Below are 19,676 nucleotides of genomic sequence, written 5' to 3'. Positions count from 1 at the left end.
CAGGTGCGCTCGAGATCCGTCATCCGCTGGTTTCGAAAATCCTTCAGCTCATCAATTGCGCTTCCCGTCTATAGTGGCACATTTCTATAAGCCCGGGAGCGGGTGATACAGAGGTTTCTCACAGAATGCAGGAAGATACCTTTTATCCGGTTAACGGTGCCGGCCTGGGGTTACGGCGCTCTATGATGGGGGAGGAACTTCCCGATGAGTCTGTGGATTTTCTCGAAGTGGCGCCGGAAAACTGGATAGGTGTTGGCGGGCGCTTCGGGCGTTGGTTCCGCAGCTATACTGAAAGGTTTCCCTTCGTTACCCACGGCCTGTCCCTGTCGATCGGTTCGCCCGCTCCCCTGGATCTGGAACTGGTCAAATCCATCAAAAAGTTTATTCGCGATCACGAAATCCGCTGTTATAGCGAGCATCTGAGCTACTGTTCCGACCACGGCCACCTCTACGACCTGTTGCCGATCCCCTTCACCGCTGAAGCGGTCACCTACGTGGCGGGGCGGATACGCACAGTGCAGGATATTCTCGAACAGCGAATCGCCATGGAAAATGTGTCTTACTATGCCGCGCCGGGCCAGGAGATGACGGAGCTGGAATTCCTCAATGCGGTGCTCGAAGAGGCGGACTGTGACCTGCTGCTGGACGTGAACAACGTCTACGTCAATTCCGTAAACCACAATTACGATCCGCTGCACTTTCTGCAGGGGCTGCCCAGCACACGCATCCGCTACGTCCATGTGGCCGGGCACTACGATGAGGCCGAGGACTTAAAAGTGGATACGCACGGCGCGCCGGTAATCGACCCCGTATGGCAGTTGCTGGAACGGGCTTATGAAATTCACGGCAGAATGCCGACCTTACTGGAGCGGGACTTCAATATACCGCCGCTGCCCGAATTGTTGTGCGAGGTGGCGCGGATCAGATCCATCCAGGCCGCTTACACAGCGGGGGAGGTGCATCATGCCTTCAGTCACGGGTAACCCTAGGCACTTTCAAAGTCTGCAGCGGGCATTTGCCGCACATTTGCGCGCGCCAGACGCCTGTGTGGCGCCCGAAGGGATTGAAGATCGCCGTATGGGCATATACCGGGATCTGATTTACAACAATATCGAGTCTTTTATTGCCGATGGCTTTCCGGTGTTGCGCAGTGTATACCGCGAAGGTGGCGGCGCTGTGGGAGACGAGCACTGGCACGCCATGGTGCGCGATTTTGTCCGGCATCACGCGTCCCGCAGCCCGTACTTTTTACAAATCAGCGAGGAGTTTTTGCACTATCTGCAGCACGAGCGGGGACTGCGCGCCGACGATCCGCCTTTCCTGCTGGAGCTGGCCCACTATGAATGGGTGGAATTGGCCTTGGACGTCAATGAGGCGGAGTTTCCGCAGGCGTTGATGCAAACAGGGGATGTGCTGGTGCAGGTGCCGGTGGTTTCTCCCCTGGTGTGGTCCCTCAATTACCGCTATCCGGTGCATCGGATCGGACCGGCCTACCAGCCGCAGGAGCCGCCGCCGGAACCGACGTTCCTTCTGGTCTATCGCGACCGCAGTGACCGGGTTCGCTTTATGGAAATCAATGCAGTGACTGCGCGCTTGCTACAGTTGCTACAAGAGGGAGAGCGGAACGGGGGGCAGGTGTTGGAAATTCTGGCAGAGGAAATTGGGCAGGTGGACCAGAAGTCAATGTTGGTATTCGGGCGCGAGCTGTTGGAAAAACTGCTGCGCATCGGTGTCATCGCCGGGCTAAAGCCCTGACACTTGCCGGAATCTCTTCAATTCTTGACTAAAACCGCCCAGTCCCCAGCTGCTATGCTGCCCAGGGTGGTTTACCTACTGTGGGGGCGTTAAAATCCTCGCAATTGTAACTATGACGAAGAGGAGCAGGGTTTTGCTGGGACGCAGTTTCATTTCCCCCTGGATGTTTGCAACCATGCTTTGCGCCGCTTCTGCGCTGGCACAGGAGCCTTTTGCAGAGCCGGAACAAGAGGTCGTTGCGCCCCAGACAACATCCAGCGAGCAAGACATACAGCCTTCTGCAGAGAGCGAAGACCCCTTTGCCGCAGATGGAAACGATGCTGAAAGCGAGGCTGAGGCCTCGACGCTGGAAGATGAATACGGTTTCGATCCGGCGGAGGAGTTCGCCAGCGAGGAGGAACCGGCTCAGCGTGACCCCTGGGAGGGCTTCAACCGCGCCGTATTCCGCTTTAACGATACCGCTGACCGATGGGTGCTGAAGCCGGTTGCCACCAGTTACCGCCAGATCACCCCAATATTTATGCAAACCGGTATCAGCAACTTTTTCGGGAACTTGCGCGAGATCACAAACTCCTTCAACAGCCTTTTGCAGGGAAAGTGGGGGCAGGCGGGTAACGACGCAGGGCGCTTCCTGGTTAATAGTACCGTAGGCGTGGCAGGCCTTTTTGATGTGGCCAAGCACGTGGGCCTGGAATCCGGTGAAGGGGAAGACTTCGGCCAGACGCTGGCGGTTTGGGGCATGCCCTCCGGGCCCTATGTGGTGCTGCCCTTTATGGGACCCTCCACCCTGCGGGATGCCCCCGGAGGGGTGGTAGACTGGTATACCAACCCGCTTACCTACATCAATCACGATCAGACCAGCTATGCATTTAAGTTCACCGATTTGGTTCAGACACGTGCCGGTCTGCTGCAGGCGGAAACCCTGTTGCACGGTGACCGCTATATCCTACTGCGGGATGCCTATCTGCAGCGGCGCGACTATCTGATTCGAGACGGTGAACTGGAGGATGATTTCGGCAGCGATTCCGATGAAGAGTTTGACTTCTGATTGTTCCCCAGCCGCCGCCGGGTGTCGGCGAGTCGCGCCATGGCTGACCGCAGAAATGTACTGCTGATCGAAAGTGAGCTGCGTTCCCGCGACTATGTGCGCGGCGCATTGTCGCGTCTCGGCTACGAGGTCGTGGTGGCGGAGAGTGGCGTCGAGGGCATCGGTCGCTTCACCCCGCGGATTTTCCATTTGGTGATTGTCGACCTCAATTTGCCGGACATGGATGGCCTGGAGGTGCTGCGCAAGATCAAGCGCTTGTCCTCGGAAACCGCAGTGATTGTGCTCTCGTCTAATAGCGACGTCGGCGACGCAGTGAAGGCGCTGCGCCTCGGTGCTGCAGACTACCTGCTCAAACCCCTCGAAGATACGGCGGTCATTGACCACGCCATCTGCCGCATTGCCAATGCCGAAACTCTGGAGACCCAAAACCGCGAGTACCGCGAAGAACTGGAGCGGCGCAACCGCGAATTGCGCGATCACGTGGAACTCTTGCAGCAGGACCACCAGGCCGGGCGCCTGTTGCAGCAGCACCTGTTGCCCCGTACCCCCTATCGCTACCCCGGCGGTATAGAAGCCGCTTACCGCCTGGTTCCCTCCCTTTACCTCAGTGGCGACTTTGTCGACTATGGCCTATTCGGAGGGCGCTTTGTCGCCTTCTATCTGACGGATGTGTCCGGGCACGGTGTCTCCTCGGCGCTGGTGACGGCGCTGATCAAGAACAGCATCATGCACGAATTGCGCGAGCGGTCGCTGTTTGTGCAGCAGGAGAGGCTGGGCACTGATCTGCTCGATATTCTCAGCATGATCAATCGGGAGCTGCTTTCCACACGCCTGGAAAAGCATGCCAGTATGTTCGTCGGGGTGGTGGATACCAAAACGGACCAGCTGCACTATGCCGTTGCGGGGCAGGTGCCCATGCCGGCACTGCTGACTGACGAGGGCGCCGAATGGCTGCCCGGTAAGGGACGGCCTCTGGGGCTCTTTGAGCAGGGGGACTGGTCGGTGCTGTGTGCCAAATTGCCGGCTAAATGGTGTCTGGTCACTTGCTCCGACGGTGTGCTGGAGCTTTTGCGGGGAGACCTGTTGAAGCGGGAAGAGCAGCTACTGCAGGCAATCCAACGCAGCTGCGGTGACCTGGATGCCCTCTGTGCCGAGCTGCATGTGGACACGTCCGACGCGTTGCCGGACGACGTCACTATACTCACATTGAGGCAGGGCTGATATAACCGGCATAGCGGTTTGCCGGTAGCTCGGCGCTAGGCGTGGGTGGCGGTTGCCGGCCTGACCCAACAAAGGTGGATACCGGTCTGGGATGGACTTTTCGCCGCTTGGCATACTGGAATAATGCCAGCAATGACCGGAGAGTCCATTCGATCGATTTTGGTACCCTTGCCACTGCCGGTGCGCAGGAGTAAGCTCCGCCCACTTTACGCACAAACCGCTTGATCTGCGCTATCTGACAATCAACGGTTGTGCTCTCTGTAAGTGAACTATCGCCATCTGCCCGCGCGCAATAGCTGCCGCAGCGTGGATGTGCCAGGGGTTGTTATGCAGTCCGGGCAAATTATGGTTGGAGCCCACGAGGGTGTGTACGTCATCAAAATGGTGGGTGATGTGCGCCTCAATTTGTGTGCTTCCTTCGATGACTTTATCGACAGCATGTTTAAGCGCGATGATTTCACCGACGTAGTATTCGACCTGCACGGCGCTGAATGTGTGGACAGTACCACTTTGGGGTTGATGGCTAAGATTGCCATTCGCGCCCTGGAGCGGGGCCGCCCAAAACCGCTCGCCCTGTCCGCTGATGAGGGTATCCGCCACTTGCTGGATGCGATGGGTTTTGAGTCGCTCATCGAAGTCAGCGATGAGCGCCGCGACTTGGCCGAGACCGAGGCCCTCAAGTGCGAGTCTCCGGATGAATACGCGGCGCGGGAGAAGGTGCTGGAAGCCCACCGCGTGTTAATGAGCATGAATGCGCGCAACGAGGAGGCCTTCCGCGATCTGGTTCACTCCCTGGAGCTGGAGTGCGATCCAATTGGCAAGCCTTCCGCGCGGATGCACTGATGATGCATACGCGCTTTGCGGTTTTGCCGTGTTAGCCGGCAAGGCTATCTTTCCTTTCCCATTCCTTTGGGGTCATCCCTTTGCTCCCGTTGGCGCAGCTCTCTCGCCTCTGCCCGAGCTCGCGTAAAGCGTCCGTGGGGCAGGTGGATCAGCTCCGCCACCCGACGGATCAGGTGCTCTTCGAAGGGTTCTATGACATTGTCGGAAAAAGCCACCTGCCACATCTGTAACACCAGCGCGTATTTTTCCCTGTCGCTGAACTGTGCATTCACCGTCTGGGTGAATTCGTACAGGGATGTGGCCCGGTCGCGGTGAGCCAGGGCTTCAGTGACCAGCGTCTCTGCGGCGCTGGAATCCAGCTGGTAGTGGCTTTGCAGCAGGCGGGTCAGGGTGGCTCGCTCGCGCTGGTCCAGCTTCTGATCGACGGTGGCGACTTCCGCCAGCAAAGCGGCACTGATCATACGCACGTCTTTGTCAACGCTGACTTCGACATCGGCGCCGCGGCCTATTTGCTCGAACAGCTTACGGATTTGTTGCAGCATTTGTTTCCGTGCGCCCTATCAAATGTGTCTGCAGAAGAAGCTCCAGCCGCTCCTGATCCTGTACAAAATTGCGGATACCCTCGGCCAGCTTTTCAGTGGCCATAGCATCACTGTTAAGTTGGTAACGGAACTCGGCTTCGCCCAGAGCTCGGTTTGGGCGCGCCAGGGGTTCCGTTTGCTCGGGCAGCCCCCCGGTCAGGTTGCCGTCATCCTCCTCCAGGGCTTGCAATAGCTGTGGGCTGATGGTCAGGCGGTCACAGCCGGCCAGGGCTTCAATTTCACCAGTGTTGCGAAAACTGGCGGCCATAACCACCGTGTCGTAACCGCGGGACTTGTAGTAATGGTAGATGTTGCGCACCGACAGTACGCCGGGATCCTCCTCGGCGGTAAAATCTTCGCGGCCGCTGTGTGCTTTATGCCAGTCGAGAATGCGGCCCACAAAAGGGGAAATCAGCGTAACGCCCGCTTCGGCGCAGGCCACTGCCTGGCAGAAGCTGAACAGCAGCGTCAGATTGCAGTGGATGCCCTCCCGCTCGAGGACCGATGCCGCCGTTATCCCTTCCCAGGTGGAAGCGATCTTGATCAGCACCCGTTCCCGCGGCACGCCAGCCTGTTCGTAGAGCGAGATCAGACGGCGCGCGTAGTCGATGGTGGCGCGGGTGTCGAAGGAGAGGCGCGCGTCCACCTCGGTAGAGACCACGCCCGGTACCAACTGCAGTATCTCCGCACCTATGGCCACGGCCAGTTTGATCGCCGCCTGCCCGGGGATGGACGCATCGTCGTGGCAATGGCGCTTAGCCCAATCCAGGGACTCGCCGATCAGTGCCTGGTACTGAGGCAACTGCGCGGCCTTGAACAGTAGTGACGGGTTGGTGGTGGCGTCCTGGGGGTGATAGCGTTGAATCGCCGCTATGTCTCCGGTGTCCGCAACCACCTGGCTGCGCGCCTTTAATTGTTCGAGCTTGTTCATTTCAGTCCCTCGATTTACTGAATTGGTTCTTGAGTAGCGCATGCCCGCCCCAGTAGCCGAGCGCTCTTGGATCGGAATCGCGCCCGGGAGGCTGCACCCCTAGGCGGCTTGAGTCACTTGCGCCAAGGCTTGCTCAACCACTTCCGGACCGGCCCCATCGCGGTGCGCATTTTCGCTCAAGTGGCGGCGGAAGCGGCGCGCACCCGGAAGCCCTTGAAAGAGCCCCAGCATATGGCGGGTAATATGGTTCAGGCGTGCCCCCAGTGCCAGCTGGCGCTCGATGTAGGGCAGCATCTGTTCAACCACCCGGGCGGCGCCGGGTCCCGGTTCACCGCTGAACAGTTCACTGTCCACTTGCGCGAGCAGCGCCGGGGTCTGGTAGGCGGCGCGACCGAGCATAACGCCGTCCACATGGCGCAGATGTCGCCGACAGGCCTCGATGGAGTCGATACCACCGTTGATGACAATCTCCAGCTGCGGATAGTCCCTTTTCAACTGGTAGACCATATCGTAGTTGAGTGGTGGAATTTCGCGGTTTTCCTTCGGACTGAGTCCCTTTAGCCAGGCCTTGCGCGCGTGCACGATAAAGGTGCTGACACCCGCGGCGGCCTGGTGTTCCACAAAGCGGGTGAGGCCGGGATAGTCTTCCATATCGTCGATGCCGATGCGGTGCTTGACGGTGACCGGGATGGAAACGGCCGCACGCATGGCCGCCAACCCCTCAGCCACCAATTCCGGCTCCGCCATCAGACAGGCGCCGAAGCGGCCCGATTGCACTCGGTCACTGGGACAGCCGCAGTTCAGGTTGATTTCATCGTAGCCCCAGTCTTCGGCGATACGGGCGCACTCAGCCAGCTCGCGCGGGTCGCTGCCCCCGATCTGCAGCGCAACGGGGTGCTCAGCGGCGTCGAACTGTAAGTATCGCTTTCTGTCACCGTGCAAAATCGCACCGGTTGTCACCATCTCTGAGTAGAGCATTGCGCGCTTACTCAGCAGGCGCCACATATAGCGGCAGTGCCTGTCGCTCCAGTCCAGCAGGGGGGCAGTACAGAATCGGTGTGGGGAGTGATTGGGCATGTCTCAACTATCGGTTGTGGCGGCCGCGGGGCGCGCAGGTCCACCATTGCGAACGGGGGACATATTATCCCGATCGGGCTGGCGAAAGCACTATGGCGCTTTGGATTAATTTACTAGGGAACCTCTGATTAATTCACTTCCTGACGTAAAAACGCTTTGGAGCCAGATGAGAAGCTCAGGTGATAGGAGGGGTATTTCGAAACCGTCGGATACAGGGATGTATCCGTCGGAGCTACAGGGAAGTACTCGTGCGTTTTCGAAATGGCCAGCCTATTGCCTGAGCGCCCCGGAAGCGACCATAGTGTTGACGCGAACTAATCAGAGGTCCCCTAGTACTTCCCTGTCGCTTTCCTCGCTCTAGAAATACCCACCGCTGCACCTGGGCTCCTTATCTGGAGCCGGGTGCATTGCGCTGCATGGAGCGGGTAGCGCAATGAGCGAAGCAGGATTTTAGCGCCGAATTTGTGAACGGTTGATTGTTTTAAATAAACGCAGCTTTTTACACTGTTTTCCTTCTGGATTTCCATGGAAAAGGACTATGAAGACTCAGATGAAATTGACCGGATCGGTCGGCTTTCGGGCCCAAAACTTCCGCGATGACGTGCGGCTGGTGCAGGAGCTGCTGAACAGAGCTACCCGCGTTCCCTGGACATTGCTTGCCGTGGATGGCTTGGCTGGCCCGAATACCATCAACCGCATCAAGGATTTTCAGAGAAATGTGGTCGGTTTCTCCAAGCCCGATGGCCGGGTGGATGTGGGCGGCAGAACCTGGCGCAGTCTGGCGCGCTATGCGGAGGAAACGCCGGTATATTTCCGCGGTACCTTCTCGGTGCACCCGACGGAAACCGGTGTGCGCGCTGCGGAACCTGCCGCCCGCCCGGCGACCGACGCGATTGCCTGGGGCGCCAAGGTATCTCCCGCGTTCAAGCGCCGGGTCAGGGAGGTCGCCGCTAACCTCGGTATATCACCAGACTTCCTCATGTCCTGCATGGCTTTTGAAACTGGCGAAACCTTCAGTCCTTCAATTAAGAATGCCGCTGGCAGTGGCGCCACGGGGTTGATCCAGTTTATGCCGCGGACTGCCAAGGGACTGGGTACAACCACCGAAGCCCTGGCCAAAATGACCGCAGAAAAACAGCTGGATTACGTCGAAAAATATTTCCTGCCCTACAAAGGCAAGTTGAAGACATTGGAGGATATCTATATGGCGATTCTGTATCCGGCTGCGATCGGTATGGACCCCGCCGCCGCATTGTTCCGCCAGGGGAGTAAAACCTACGAGCAGAACTCGGGCTTTGACAAGAATAGGGACGGCGTCATTACGCCAGCCGAGATTTCGGTCAAAGTGCGGCAGAAATACGAAAAGGGACTGCAAAAGGGGTATCTGGGATGAGCACTACAATGGCTATGATAAAAAAGTTCTCGATCACGGCGTTTTGCGCCTTACTGTTCGCCCTCGCCGCTTGCCAGTCCCGTGCGGACTGGGAGGGGGTCTATCTGTTCAGCGAATCCCTGGGAGAGGACCCCGGCGGGGCGTCTATGCTGGTGGAGTATCGTTTGGAGCTCGGAGCTGACCGCTGCCTGTTGGCAATCAGCGGCTACCAGTCAGACTCCCGTATTCGCTGTACGCTCGATGCCGGTGCTGAATCGGCGATAGTGCGCTTTCGCTCCTACGGCAATGGCGAAGTGAAAAATATCTACGGGGTGCAGGTCTATCAAGTGGACGAGCCGTTGTTCACGCTGCGTCATGCCCGCGATACCGGAGCACTGATTACCGAATGGGGCGCCCTGGCGCCGGACTCGGTAGAGGAAAAAACGGGTAACTATTTCGTCCGTCAGTGATTGTGATGCCACGGGGGTATTAAAGGTTGCGCTCCTTTTCCGATAGGCCGGTGGGAGAGGTATGCGCCGCCTTCCCGCCGTCCCCGGTATCGTCCTCCTCCAGCGTTAGACGCAATTTTTTCACAACCTTGCGCGCCGTTGCCCGGTAGCTGGTGAGCTTTCCGCCAGCCACCGCCACTACCCGGGGCCGTTTTTCATTGTCGCTACAGATAAGTGTTTCCCGCGGCCGGGAAAAGGGGTTTTTTTCCATTTTCGGCAGTACCCGCAACCCGGTAAAACTATTGCAAATATCTTGTGTCTGCAGCGCGCGGGTCTGGGGAAAGTAGCGTTGCACCGTGCTCAGCAGGTAGCGTTCCTCCTCAATGGTGGGGGCCACGTCCCGCGGATCCCCGGAATAGTTGCGCTCAGTGGTGCCCACCAGCGTTCCGCCCCGCCAGGGCATAACGAACACCGCGCGTCCGTCCTCGGCTTCCACATAGAAGATCTGTTCACCCAGGGATAGGGGGAGCTCTATATGGGTGCCGGCCACCAGCTCGATTGCCGGCAGTCGTGCCTCCGGCGAGCAGAGCGCGTTGGTGCTTTCCACCCAGGGGCCGGAGCAGTTGACCAGAGCGCGGGTGCGCAGTGTGTTGAGCTGACCTTCAGAAAAGTAATCGACGCGCAAGCCGTTGCCGGACAGTTCGGCGCCGATCAGGCTGCCGGGGCAGATAAGCCGGGCGCCGAGTGCGACTGCTGAGTCCACCACATTGCGTGTGAGGGCAGCGTCATCGGTTTGCGCGTCGTAGTAGCTGAAGACCGCAACCAGTCCCTCGCGGTCGAGACCGGCGAGCCCATCCCATTCAGATTGCGGCACGGTGCGGAAGCGGGAATAGGCACCGGTCGCGCCGGTCAGCAGAGAGTAGAGGGTTAATCCCAGGCGCAGCACCCACGCAGACCTTTTACTGTGGCGGTACACGGGAATATAGAAGGGCACCATGCGCACCAGCTGCGGTTTGTGGTCGAGCAACCAGCGCCGCTCGCGCAGACATTCATAGACCAACTGGAACTGACCGCTTTCCAGATAGCGCAGACCGCCGTGGATGAGTTTGGAGGAACGGGAAGAGGTGGCCGCGGCTACGCCTACCTGCTCGAGGATCGCTACCCGATAACCGGCCTTTGCCAGCGCTTCTGCGGCACCGGCGCCCTGTATGCCCGCCCCCACCACCAGGACATCAAAATTCATAGACATCGCTGGCTTCCCGGGATCGCATCAGCAACGGCAGGTTGCCGGTGAGAATATGGTGGGCGCCGCGGGTGCGCCAGTGCACGGCTTCCTCGGCGGAGTTGATCTCATAGACCACCCACTGCCAGGGGCCCGGTGGCAACTCAGCCGTTTCTACACGCTTGTCGCGGATCAAAAGGTAGTCCGGCGCCAGAGTGACCACCTCGGGAGACAGGCAGCGTGCCACACGGTCCACTTTCAGTGCCACCTGGTGCCAGTTGCGGCTGCGCGCCAAGCGCAGGCAGTGGTGGTTTCCGGTTAGCAGAGCAAAGGAGTCTCTCTCGGCCCGCAGCAGTTCCATCAGTGTCTCCACGACCCGCGCAGTACCTAATCGCGTAAGGCAAGTGGCGCTCACTTCGATAAACCAGTCCAGGTGCCGGTGGCAGCTGGCCCAGTCGACCACTTGAATAAGGGGATTTAACGGTAGCTGGCGCAATTCCCGGTCGTGCAGCTGATGAAAGGCGCGCGTGCTGCTGTGGCCGGGCAGCTGAACTTGGTCGTCGTGGAAGCACCAGGGCGTTCCATCGGCACTGAAGCGGACATCTATTTGAATGGCGCAGGTGCCCAGGCCGTGAGCGGCCTCGAAGGCGGCGATGGTGTTTGCCGGTTGGCGGACTTTGTCGCCTCGGTGCGCAATCAGCATAAACGTCAGGTCCGGATAGCGGGTGTTATTGTCTTCTCGGCGCGAGTGGCAGAGAAATCGCAGGTCCATCTAGGGAAGCTCTGATTCGGTCGCCTCGCGATGGTAAAGATACTTTGAGGCTGGATGAGACACCCATCCTGTTGCCTGAGTGCCCCGAAGCCCATGACAGCTCCTGTGGGAATAAATCAGAGGTTCCCCAAAACGGCTTGGCGGTGGCCGCCGGCCTTACTGGAAAAATAGCTGGTGGTGGTGATGTTGCAAGCAGGGGTGGGCCCCGTTTGCAACGCCTGGACAGTCTGTGCCGCCGCGCAGCGAGCATGCGCGCGACTTTTTCTGCCGCCGACCCTCAAGCCCGCCGCCCGTCCGCCGATAGACAGGCTAAAGGCAGTGTATGCAGTCAGCGGAGGGATGCCGGTTGTGTTGATAGTTCTCGGATTTCTTATTGTCGCCCTCTCGGTATTCGGGGGCTTTTCTCTGTCCGGCGGGCACCTTGGGCCGCTGTATCAACCGATGGAAATTCTGATCATCGTTGGTGCGGCGCTGGGGTCCTTTATTGCGGGCAACAATGGCAAAGCCATCAAGGCCACTTTGCGTACCCTTTCGCGCATGAGGCGTACAGGCAAGTACGACAAAGACACTTATATGGACCTGATGGCGTTGCAGTACAAACTGCTCACCAAGATGCGCCGCGACGGTGTTATCGGTATCGAAAACGATATCGAAAACCCGCGAGACAGTGCGCTGTTTGCTGAGCACCCGCGCATTCTGAATGATCCTCTGATCATGGGATTTATTACCGATTATCTGCGCTTGATGGTGAGCGGCAGCATGGATCCTCTGGAGCTCGACGAATTGATGATGCACGAAATAGAGGCTTTCGAGCACGAAGCGCGGATTCCCGCCGATGCGCTGTTTAAAGTGGGTGATGGTCTGCCCGCCTTTGGCATTATCGCCGCGGTCCTGGGGGTGGTGAATGCTCTGGGGGCGGCGGATTCCGGCGTCGCCCAGATCGGGGTCATGGTGGCCCACGCTCTGGTGGGTACCTTTATGGGGATTTTGCTCGCCTATGGCTTTGTCAATCCCACGGCCAGCCGTATCGAGCGTCAGACGCGGGAGCTGGTGAAAATGCTGCAGTGCATTCGCGTCACGCTGCTGGCCAGCCTCAATGGCTATGCGCCGCAGCTGGCTGTGGAATTCGGTCGTAAAACTTTGGATACCGCCGAGAGACCTACCTTCGATGAGTTGGAGGGGTATGTGCGGTCCGGTCTGGTCAGTGCGTGATTGCCGTGGACAAGGTGGAACGCCGCATCGTTATCCGCCGCCCGCGCAAAGGGGAAGAGGCGTATCACGGTGGGAGCTGGAAAATCGCGCTCGCGGATCTGATGACGGCATTAATGTCGCTCTTCCTGGTGCTGTGGATTATCTCCGCTGCTTCTCCTCAGCAACTTGCGGGGCTGGCGGAATATTTCCGTACCCCCCTGGCGGTCGCGCTCAGCAAAGGTGATCGCGACAGCGCCAGCACCAGTGTAATCCCCGGAGGCGGTACGGATCCGGCCCATGTGGACGGTGAACGGGCGCGTGTGGATATGCGTACCCAACGACTGCCCACGGATGTGCGTCGCAGTCTGCTCGAACTGCGCCACCGCATAGAAACGGTGATGGAGGCCAAGGCAGAGCTGCGCGATTTACGCGAACAGACCCGCTTCGAAATGACCCCCGAGGGCATGCGTATCCAGCTGCTGGATACCGAGAGTCGCCCCATGTTCCGCCTCGGCAGTGATCGGGTGGAGCCCTATATGCGGGACTTGCTGCGCACCATGGCGCCGCTGCTCAATGAGCTGCCCAACCAATTGGCGATCAGTGGCCATACCGACAGTCTCACCTATGCCGCGGGCGATATTGGGTACAGCAACTGGGAATTGTCCGCAGACAGGGCCAACGCCTCGCGCAGGGAGCTGGTGGCTGGCGGTCTGGACAGCGCCAAATTGTTGCGTGTCACCGGTATGGGCGACCGTGTGCCCATACCGGGCAGTGCTCCCGGCGATCCTGTAAACCGGCGTATCAGCATCATGGTACTCAGCGATCAGGCAGCGGCGCGGATATTGGCCGGGCACTGGTCCGCTCCCCTCCAAGTGCGTAAGTAAAGATGGATATAACAGAATTTTACGACACCTTTTTCGAGGAGGCCGGTGAACTCCTGGCGGAGATGGAAACCCATCTGCTGGAGCTGGATGTGGACGCTCCCGACCCGGAACAGCTGAATGCCATCTTCCGCGCTGCCCATTCGATCAAGGGCGGTGCGGGCACCTTCGGTTTCGAGGCGCTGCAACGCACCACACACCTGCTGGAGAACCTGCTCGACTACACCCGCCGCGGCGAGCTGGCCCTGCGCCGCGACATAGTGGATACCTTTTTGGAAGCCAAAGACATGCTGAACGACCAACTGGAAGCCTATCGCAGCGGCTCCGAGCCGGACCCGGAGGCGTTGGAGCGGATATGTCAGACGCTGCAGCAGCTGGCTCTGGAGGAAATCGGTGAAGTTGCGGATGTGAACGGTGCTGCGCCGAAGCCTGCAGCTGTAGAAGCAGTGCCGAAGCCCGCAGCTGGAGAAGCTGGGCAGCCGCAGTCCGACGGTGCCGGTGGAGGCTACCGAGTGGTGTTCCTCAATGTGGCCGAAAAGGACCGTCAGCTGCTGATCGAAGAGTTGGGCAACCTGGGGGATATCAAGGGTCAGTCCGGCGGCGCCGAGCGCTACGAGGTGACCCTGTCCACCTCTCTGAGTGCGGATGATATTGAAGCGGTAATGTGTTTTATCGCCGAGCCGGAGCAGTTGGAGATCAGCCCCTTGGCGCAGGCCGGAGCCGCCGCGGATACCGGTAACGCCGGGCAAGCGACTGCGGGCACCGCCGAGGAAAAATCCTCTGAGAAAGTTGAAGAGAAAAAGGCGGCGTCCCCAAAGACATCGAAGCCGGGGCGGAGCGCTGCGGCGAAGGGCGCCGGAGGCGGCGAGTCCACCTCCATCCGCGTGCCGGTAACCAAAGTGGACCAGATCATCAACTTGGTGGGCGAGCTGATCATTACCCAGTCGATGCTCAACCAGGTGGCGTCGGAAGCCGGCGATCAGGTCCACGGGAAGCTGGAACACGGCCTCAATCTGCTAGCCCGCACTGCCCGCGACCTGCAGGAGGCGGTGATGTCGGTGCGCATGGTCCCCATGGACTATGTGTTCAGCCGCTTTCCGCGCCTGGTGCGCGATCTGGCCGGCAAGCTCGACAAAGAAGTGGAGCTGGTCACCGAGGGAAGATCCACCGAACTCGACAAGGGGCTCACCGAGCGCATTATCGACCCGCTCACGCACCTGGTGCGCAACAGCCTGGACCACGGCATCGAGTCGCCGGAGCGCCGCGAAGCCGCCGGCAAACCGCGTTGTGGCCGCCTGACCCTGTCCGCCACCCACCAGGGCGGCAACATTTTGATCGAAGTGAGCGACGACGGCGCAGGGTTGAACCGCGACAAAATACTCGCCAAAGCGCGCAGCAACGGTCTTCCGGTAACCGACAATATGCCCGACGACGAAGTGTGGCAGCTGATTTTCGCCCCCGGGTTCTCCACCGCCGAGGAGGTCAGCGATGTGTCGGGACGGGGCGTGGGCATGGACGTGGTCAAGCGCAATATCCAGTCCATGGGCGGTCACGTGGATATCCTCTCCCAGCCGGGGCAGGGCACCACCATCCGTATTGTGTTGCCGCTGACCCTGGCGATCCTCGACGGCATGTTGATCCGTGTGGGCGATGAAACCTTCATTCTGCCGATCAGCGGTGTCATTGAATCCCTGCAGCCACAAAAGGAAGACCTCTACCCCAGAACCGGTGGCGACCTGCTGCTCAAGGTGCGGGAAGACTACCTGCCGGTGGTGGCGGTGCACCGGGTTATGGATGTGCGCGGCGCCGTCGAAGACCCCACCGCCGCCATCGCGGTAATCGTGCAGGGCAAAGGGCGTCGCTACGCCCTGCAGGTGGATGAGCTGGTCGGCCAGCAGCAGGTAGTGGTCAAGAACCTGGAAACCAATTACCGCCGGGTCCCTGGCGTGTCCGCCGCGACCATTCTCGGCGACGGCAGCGTGGCTCTGATTCTCGACATCGCCGATCTGCACCGCCTCAGCCAGAGCATAAAAGAAAATCCCATCTTCGGGGCGCACGAAGCGGCCCGGAGCCGACAGGAGGCAGAAACAGTATGACCAACACCAGCGCACAGGAGATCGCCGCCGCTGAGAGCGGCAACCGGGAGTTTCTGGTTTTCTCCCTAGGGGATGAGGAATACGCCATCGATATCCTCAAGGTGCAGGAAATCCGCGGCTACGACAACGTCACCCGCATTGCCAATGCCCCGGACTTTATCAAGGGTGTGGCCAATCTGCGCGGTGTGATCGTTCCGATTGTGGATTTGCGCATCAAGTTCCGCCTGTCCAGCGCCGAGTATGACGCGCAGACCGTGGTGATCGTCGTCAACATCGCCGAGCGGGTGGTGGGCATGGTGGTGGACCGTGTCTCCGACGTGATGACGCTGAGTGGCGAGCAAATCAAGGCGGCGCCGGAATTCGGTGTCGGCCTGCCATTGGCTTATATCGAGGGGCTGGGCAATCTGGGTGAGCGCATGCTGGTGCTGGTGGATATAGAAAAGTTGCTCACCAGCGAGGAAATGGCGCTGGTGGATAAGGCCGAGGAGAATCAACAATGAGAAACAATCAGCCGGTCACCCAGCGAGAATACCTACTCAGGGATGACGACATTCTGATTTCCCGCACCGACTTGCGCGGCAAGATCACATACGCCAACCCCGCCTTCGTGGAAGTCAGCGGATACAGTCGCGAAGAGCTGATCGGTGCTCCTCACAATCTGATCCGCCATCCGGATATGCCACCGGAGGCATTCAAGAACTTGTGGGAGACCATCGAGCGTGGGGAGCCGTGGATCGGTCTGGTTAAAAACCGGCGCAAAAACGGCGACCACTACTGGGTCCGGGCCCACGTTACTCCGGTGATCGAAGAGGGGCGCATTGTGAGCTATGTGTCAGTGCGCACCAAGATCGACCGCGACACCTCCGCGCGGGCGGAGGAGCAGTACCGCGCATTGCGCGAAGGCCGCGGCGGCCATCTGGCACTGGACCGGGGGAAGGTGGTACCGCGCGGTCCGCGCGGTTGGTTGCGCCATCTCAGCCTTGCTTCCTTAAAGGTCCGCGTGGCGGCGTTGATAGCGGCGGCGGTATTGCTGCTAGGTGGCAGCGTCGTCCTCGGATGGCACGCGCTGGGGGCGACAGCCGAAGAGACCGCCAAGCTGATATTCGGCGGCCAGCTGGCGCTGTTGCTCCTCGGGGTGCCTCTGCTGGGATTGCAGGCGTTCTTTATCGGGCGCGGCGTGTTGCAGCCGATGCAGGAGGCGGAGACCTTCGCCTTTCATATCGCCGCTGGCAACCTGGACATGTGCCCGCCCAAGGCCGCTCGCGGCGAAGTGGGCCGTCTGGTGAGTGCGCAGGACATTATGCGGCGCAGCCTTGCCAATATCGTAAAAGAGGTCAACAAGAGTGTCGCCGTGGTATCTCCGGCCGCGCGGGATATCGCCATGAGTAATGAAGACCTGTCCCACCGCTCCGAACAACAGGCGGCCTCTCTACAGCAGACCGCATCGAGTATGGAGGAAATGACCGCCACTGTGGGCCAGAACGCGGACAATGCGCGCCAGGCCAGTGACCTGGCTGTGGATGCGTCACAGATGGTACGGGAGAGTGGCACCGCCATGGGCCAGGTTGTGGAGACCATGGGGCGGATCACTGCCAGTTCGGAAAAAATGGCGGCCATTATTGAGACCATCGACAGCATCGCCTTCCAGACCAATATCCTCGCTCTGAACGCCTCGGTGGAGGCGGCCCGGGCCGGCGAGCATGGGCGCGGTTTTGCGGTGGTGGCCCAGGAAGTGCGCAGCCTGGCCGGCCGTTCTGCCGACGCGGCGCAGGAAATCCGCAGCCTGATCGACAGCTCCGCACGGGAGATCGACAGTGGTGCCAGCCTGGTGCGGCGCGCGGAATCCTCAATCGCGGCGGTGGTGGAGTCCGTCACCCGGGTGAGCGATATCATGCAGGAAATTTCCACCGCCTCCTCCGAACAGAGTACCGGAATTAACCAGATCAACCAGGCGGTGGCGCAGATGGATGACATGACTCAGAAGAACGCCGAGCACGTCCAGTCCTCGGCGCGCACAGCCACCGCTCTGCAGTCCCGTGTCGAACAGCTCGCCCAGGCCATATCCGTCTTCCGCATGCCGGAGTTCAATGCAGCGGCAGCACCGCGGCGCGACTTTCCGGCCGATCGTTTGTCGGAGCAGACTGCCACGGAGTAATCGCGTTGACTGCCATTTTATCCGCAACCGCCCCACAGCTTGGGGCGGATGTTCCTGTTGAGCGGGACCTGATACTCACTGACACAGACTTTGCCCGCATTCGCGATCTGATCGCTCAGCGCGCAGGTATTGTGCTCACAGAGCATAAGCGTGACATGGTGTACAGCCGCATTGGGCGGAGAGTGCGTCAGCGTGGTCTGACGCACTTTGCCGACTATTTGGCAGAGCTGGAGCGGTACCCTGATGGCCCGGAGTGGGAATCCTTTGTCAACGCGCTTACCACCAACCTGACCGGATTCTTCCGCGAGGCGCACCATTTCCACCTACTGGCGGAGCACTTCCGCGGCCGCCGCGGACCTGTGCGGGTATGGAGCGCCGGTGCTTCCACCGGAGAGGAGCCCTATTCCATCGCCATGACGCTGGTAGAGACACTGGGGGATAGCGCCGATATCCGCATCCTGGGAACGGATATTGATACCGATGCGCTCGCCCGGGCGCGGGCAGCCGTCTACCCGGAAAAGCAGGTGCGCATGCAGGTGTCCAGCGCGCGGATACAGCGTTTTTTTCTCAAGGGAACAGGGGATCGCGCCGGCTTGGTGCGGGTGCGCCCACAGTTGGCCGGGCGGGTGCGCTTCGAAAAGCTCAATTTGGTTCAGGGCAGCTGGCCGATCAAGGGCAGTCTGGACGCTATTTTCTGCCGCAACGTGATGATTTATTTCGATAAGGCTGCCCAGGCGCGGATGCTGGAGCGTTTTGCCCCTTTGCTCAAACCTGACGGCCTGTTGTTTGTCGGGCACTCGGAGAATTTTACTCAGCTCAGCAAACACTTTCGTCTACGAGGGCAGACGGTATACACCCTGGCGTGAAGATGATCATCTGTGAGGCGGTTGAAGCGAGTTATTGAAAAGCCGGCTAAAGAGGTACGCCACACGGCCGATGAATAACAACGTGGTGCAGTGCCGATAAGGGCCGCGAGGAGAGAATTGATTTGCCCAAGGAAAAAATCAAGGTCCTGTGTGTGGACGATTCGGCACTGATCCGTGGCTTGATGAGCGAAATCATCAACAGCCAGCCGGATATGGAGGTAGTGGCGGTGGCGCCGGACCCCTTGGTGGCACGGGATCTGATCAAGCGCCATAACCCGGATGTACTGACGCTGGACGTGGAAATGCCGCGCATGGACGGCCTGGATTTTCTGGAGCGCTTGATGCGGCTGCGGCCAATGCCGGTACTGATGGTGTCCTCACTGACCCGGTCCGGGTCCGAAATCACTCTGAGAGCGCTCGAACTGGGCGCGGTGGATTTTGTGCAGAAGCCGGAAATGGGCATCCGCAGCGGCATGCTGGAGTACAGCGAACTGATCGCCGACAAGCTGCGCGCCGCCGCCCGTGTACAGCCGCGCCGTGTCGAGGCCCGGCGCCCAGCGCCGGAAGCGCTCAAACCGGTGATGGTATCGAGCGAGAAACTGGTGATTCTGGGGGCTTCCACCGGCGGTCCGGAAGCGATTCGGCGGGTGCTGGAACCGCTGCCAGCCAACTGTCCGGCAATTTTGATTGCCCAGCATATGCCGCCCGGTTTTACGCGCTCATTCGCGGAGCGGCTCAACCGGCTCTGTCGCGTGGGCGTCAAGGAGGCCGAAGACGGAGAGCGGGTGCTGCCGGGACATGTGTATATCGCCCCGGGCGACCACCATCTGCTGCTGGACCGCAGTGGTGCCAATTACCAGGTACGGCTGGATTCGGGGCCGCCGGTCAACCGTCACCGCCCGTCTGTGGATGTGCTCTTTCACTCCGCAGCGGAACTGGCGGGCCGCAACGCCATCGGTGTGCTCTTGACCGGAATGGGCAAGGACGGCGCCGCGGGATTGTTGGCAATGCGCGACGCCGGTGCCCCGACCTTGGCCCAGGACGAAGAAACATCACTGGTTTACGGCATGCCGCGCGAGGCCGCAGCCCTGGGCGCCGCTTCGGAAATCGTCTCCCTGGAGACAGTGGCCCCGCGCATTCTGACACTGGCCGCGGCCTCCGGGCGCGCGCAACGGGTATAGAGAACGAGAACTCTGGAGGACGGACGAGGAGGATA

19 protein-coding genes are annotated in these 19,676 nt (G+C 60.0%); 14 read left to right on the top strand and 5 right to left on the bottom strand.

Annotated elements, in window-relative coordinates:
* Positions 1-125: 125 nt before the first annotated feature.
* From A3224_RS12090 to A3224_RS12070, 5 genes are all read left to right on the top strand, one after another.
* Positions 126-983: an HvfB family MNIO-type RiPP peptide maturase gene (locus A3224_RS12090; protein ID WP_067154970.1), complete on the top strand. Its 858-nt coding sequence runs from the start codon at positions 126-128 to the stop codon at positions 981-983.
* Entirely contained in the window at positions 964-1,755 is a 792-nt protein-coding gene (locus A3224_RS12085; protein ID WP_067154967.1) for an HvfC family RiPP maturation protein, read from the top strand. The genes A3224_RS12090 and A3224_RS12085 overlap by 20 nt, the downstream gene beginning before the upstream one ends.
* A gap of 133 nt (positions 1,756-1,888) precedes the next feature.
* Positions 1,889-2,803, top strand: a complete 915-nt coding sequence (locus tag A3224_RS12080; protein ID WP_231902377.1) for an MlaA family lipoprotein — start codon at positions 1,889-1,891, stop codon at positions 2,801-2,803.
* Between the two features lie 39 nt (positions 2,804-2,842).
* Positions 2,843-4,024 carry a PP2C family protein-serine/threonine phosphatase gene (locus tag A3224_RS12075; RefSeq protein ID WP_067157935.1) on the top strand — a complete coding sequence of 394 codons (1,182 nt, stop codon included), beginning with the start codon at positions 2,843-2,845 and terminating at the stop codon, positions 4,022-4,024.
* A 327-nt stretch (positions 4,025-4,351) separates the two neighbouring features.
* Positions 4,352-4,867 (top strand): STAS domain-containing protein, encoded by a 516-nt coding sequence (locus tag A3224_RS12070; RefSeq protein ID WP_067154964.1) that lies wholly within the window; start codon positions 4,352-4,354, stop codon positions 4,865-4,867.
* 44 nt (positions 4,868-4,911) lie between these two features.
* Here A3224_RS12070 and A3224_RS12065 read toward each other — a convergent pair whose 3' ends face one another.
* From A3224_RS12065 to dusA, 3 genes are all read right to left on the bottom strand, one after another.
* Positions 4,912-5,409 (bottom strand): tellurite resistance TerB family protein, encoded by a 498-nt coding sequence (locus A3224_RS12065; RefSeq protein WP_067154962.1) that lies wholly within the window; start codon positions 5,407-5,409, stop codon positions 4,912-4,914.
* A complete protein-coding gene (tal, locus tag A3224_RS12060; RefSeq protein WP_067154959.1) occupies positions 5,390-6,379 on the bottom strand; it encodes a transaldolase in 990 nt (329 codons plus the stop codon). The genes A3224_RS12065 and tal overlap by 20 nt, the downstream gene beginning before the upstream one ends.
* A gap of 99 nt (positions 6,380-6,478) precedes the next feature.
* Entirely contained in the window at positions 6,479-7,456 is a 978-nt protein-coding gene (gene dusA, locus A3224_RS12055; RefSeq protein ID WP_067154955.1) for a tRNA dihydrouridine(20/20a) synthase DusA, read from the bottom strand.
* A gap of 538 nt (positions 7,457-7,994) precedes the next feature.
* Here dusA and A3224_RS12050 point away from each other — a divergent pair.
* Both A3224_RS12050 and A3224_RS12045 read left to right on the top strand, forming a co-directional pair.
* Positions 7,995-8,849: a hypothetical protein gene (locus tag A3224_RS12050; protein WP_231902376.1), complete on the top strand. Its 855-nt coding sequence runs from the start codon at positions 7,995-7,997 to the stop codon at positions 8,847-8,849.
* Between the two features lie 8 nt (positions 8,850-8,857).
* Entirely contained in the window at positions 8,858-9,298 is a 441-nt protein-coding gene (locus tag A3224_RS12045; RefSeq protein ID WP_156481477.1) for a DUF5991 domain-containing protein, read from the top strand.
* A 19-nt stretch (positions 9,299-9,317) separates the two neighbouring features.
* On the opposite strand, the gene A3224_RS12040 is transcribed toward A3224_RS12045, so the two are convergent.
* Positions 9,318-10,526: a glycerol-3-phosphate dehydrogenase/oxidase gene (locus tag A3224_RS12040; protein ID WP_067154949.1), complete on the bottom strand. Its 1,209-nt coding sequence runs from the start codon at positions 10,524-10,526 to the stop codon at positions 9,318-9,320.
* Positions 10,510-11,271 (bottom strand): glycerophosphodiester phosphodiesterase family protein, encoded by a 762-nt coding sequence (locus A3224_RS12035; RefSeq protein ID WP_231902375.1) that lies wholly within the window; start codon positions 11,269-11,271, stop codon positions 10,510-10,512. The genes A3224_RS12040 and A3224_RS12035 overlap by 17 nt, the downstream gene beginning before the upstream one ends.
* A 348-nt stretch (positions 11,272-11,619) precedes the next feature.
* Here A3224_RS12035 and motA point away from each other — a divergent pair, with 348 nt between their 5' ends.
* From motA to A3224_RS12000, 7 genes are all read left to right on the top strand, one after another.
* The gene (gene motA / locus A3224_RS12030) at positions 11,620-12,483 is read left to right on the top strand and encodes a flagellar motor stator protein MotA (protein ID WP_067157926.1); all 864 of its coding nucleotides are present in this window, start codon (positions 11,620-11,622) and stop codon (positions 12,481-12,483) included.
* Positions 12,480-13,346 (top strand): flagellar motor protein MotB, encoded by an 867-nt coding sequence (gene motB, locus A3224_RS12025; RefSeq protein ID WP_197462985.1) that lies wholly within the window; start codon positions 12,480-12,482, stop codon positions 13,344-13,346. Before motA ends, motB begins: the two co-directional genes overlap by 4 nt.
* 2 nt (positions 13,347-13,348) lie before the next feature.
* Positions 13,349-15,439, top strand: a complete 2,091-nt coding sequence (cheA, locus tag A3224_RS12020) for a chemotaxis protein CheA (RefSeq protein ID WP_067154946.1) — start codon at positions 13,349-13,351, stop codon at positions 15,437-15,439.
* Complete coding sequence (locus A3224_RS12015) at positions 15,436-15,939, top strand: chemotaxis protein CheW (RefSeq protein WP_067154943.1); 504 nt, start codon at positions 15,436-15,438, stop codon at positions 15,937-15,939. Before cheA ends, A3224_RS12015 begins: the two co-directional genes overlap by 4 nt.
* Positions 15,936-17,594, top strand: coding sequence for a methyl-accepting chemotaxis protein (locus A3224_RS12010; protein WP_074902931.1), 1,659 nt, complete (start codon positions 15,936-15,938; stop codon positions 17,592-17,594). Before A3224_RS12015 ends, A3224_RS12010 begins: the two co-directional genes overlap by 4 nt.
* Before the next feature lie 5 nt (positions 17,595-17,599).
* On the top strand, positions 17,600-18,460 hold the full coding sequence (locus A3224_RS12005; RefSeq protein WP_067154940.1) for a CheR family methyltransferase: 861 nt from the start codon (positions 17,600-17,602) through the stop codon (positions 18,458-18,460).
* 122 nt (positions 18,461-18,582) lie between these two features.
* The gene (locus A3224_RS12000) at positions 18,583-19,641 is read left to right on the top strand and encodes a protein-glutamate methylesterase/protein-glutamine glutaminase (RefSeq protein ID WP_074902934.1); all 1,059 of its coding nucleotides are present in this window, start codon (positions 18,583-18,585) and stop codon (positions 19,639-19,641) included.
* Positions 19,642-19,676: the final 35 nt, after the last annotated feature.

Origin of the sequence: Microbulbifer thermotolerans (assembly GCF_001617625.1) — a bacterium.
In the GTDB taxonomy this organism is placed as follows: Bacteria; Pseudomonadota; Gammaproteobacteria; order Pseudomonadales; family Cellvibrionaceae; genus Microbulbifer; species Microbulbifer thermotolerans.
The sequence above is the reverse complement of the archived record's forward strand: the minus strand, read 5'-3'. Positions and strand labels throughout refer to the sequence as shown.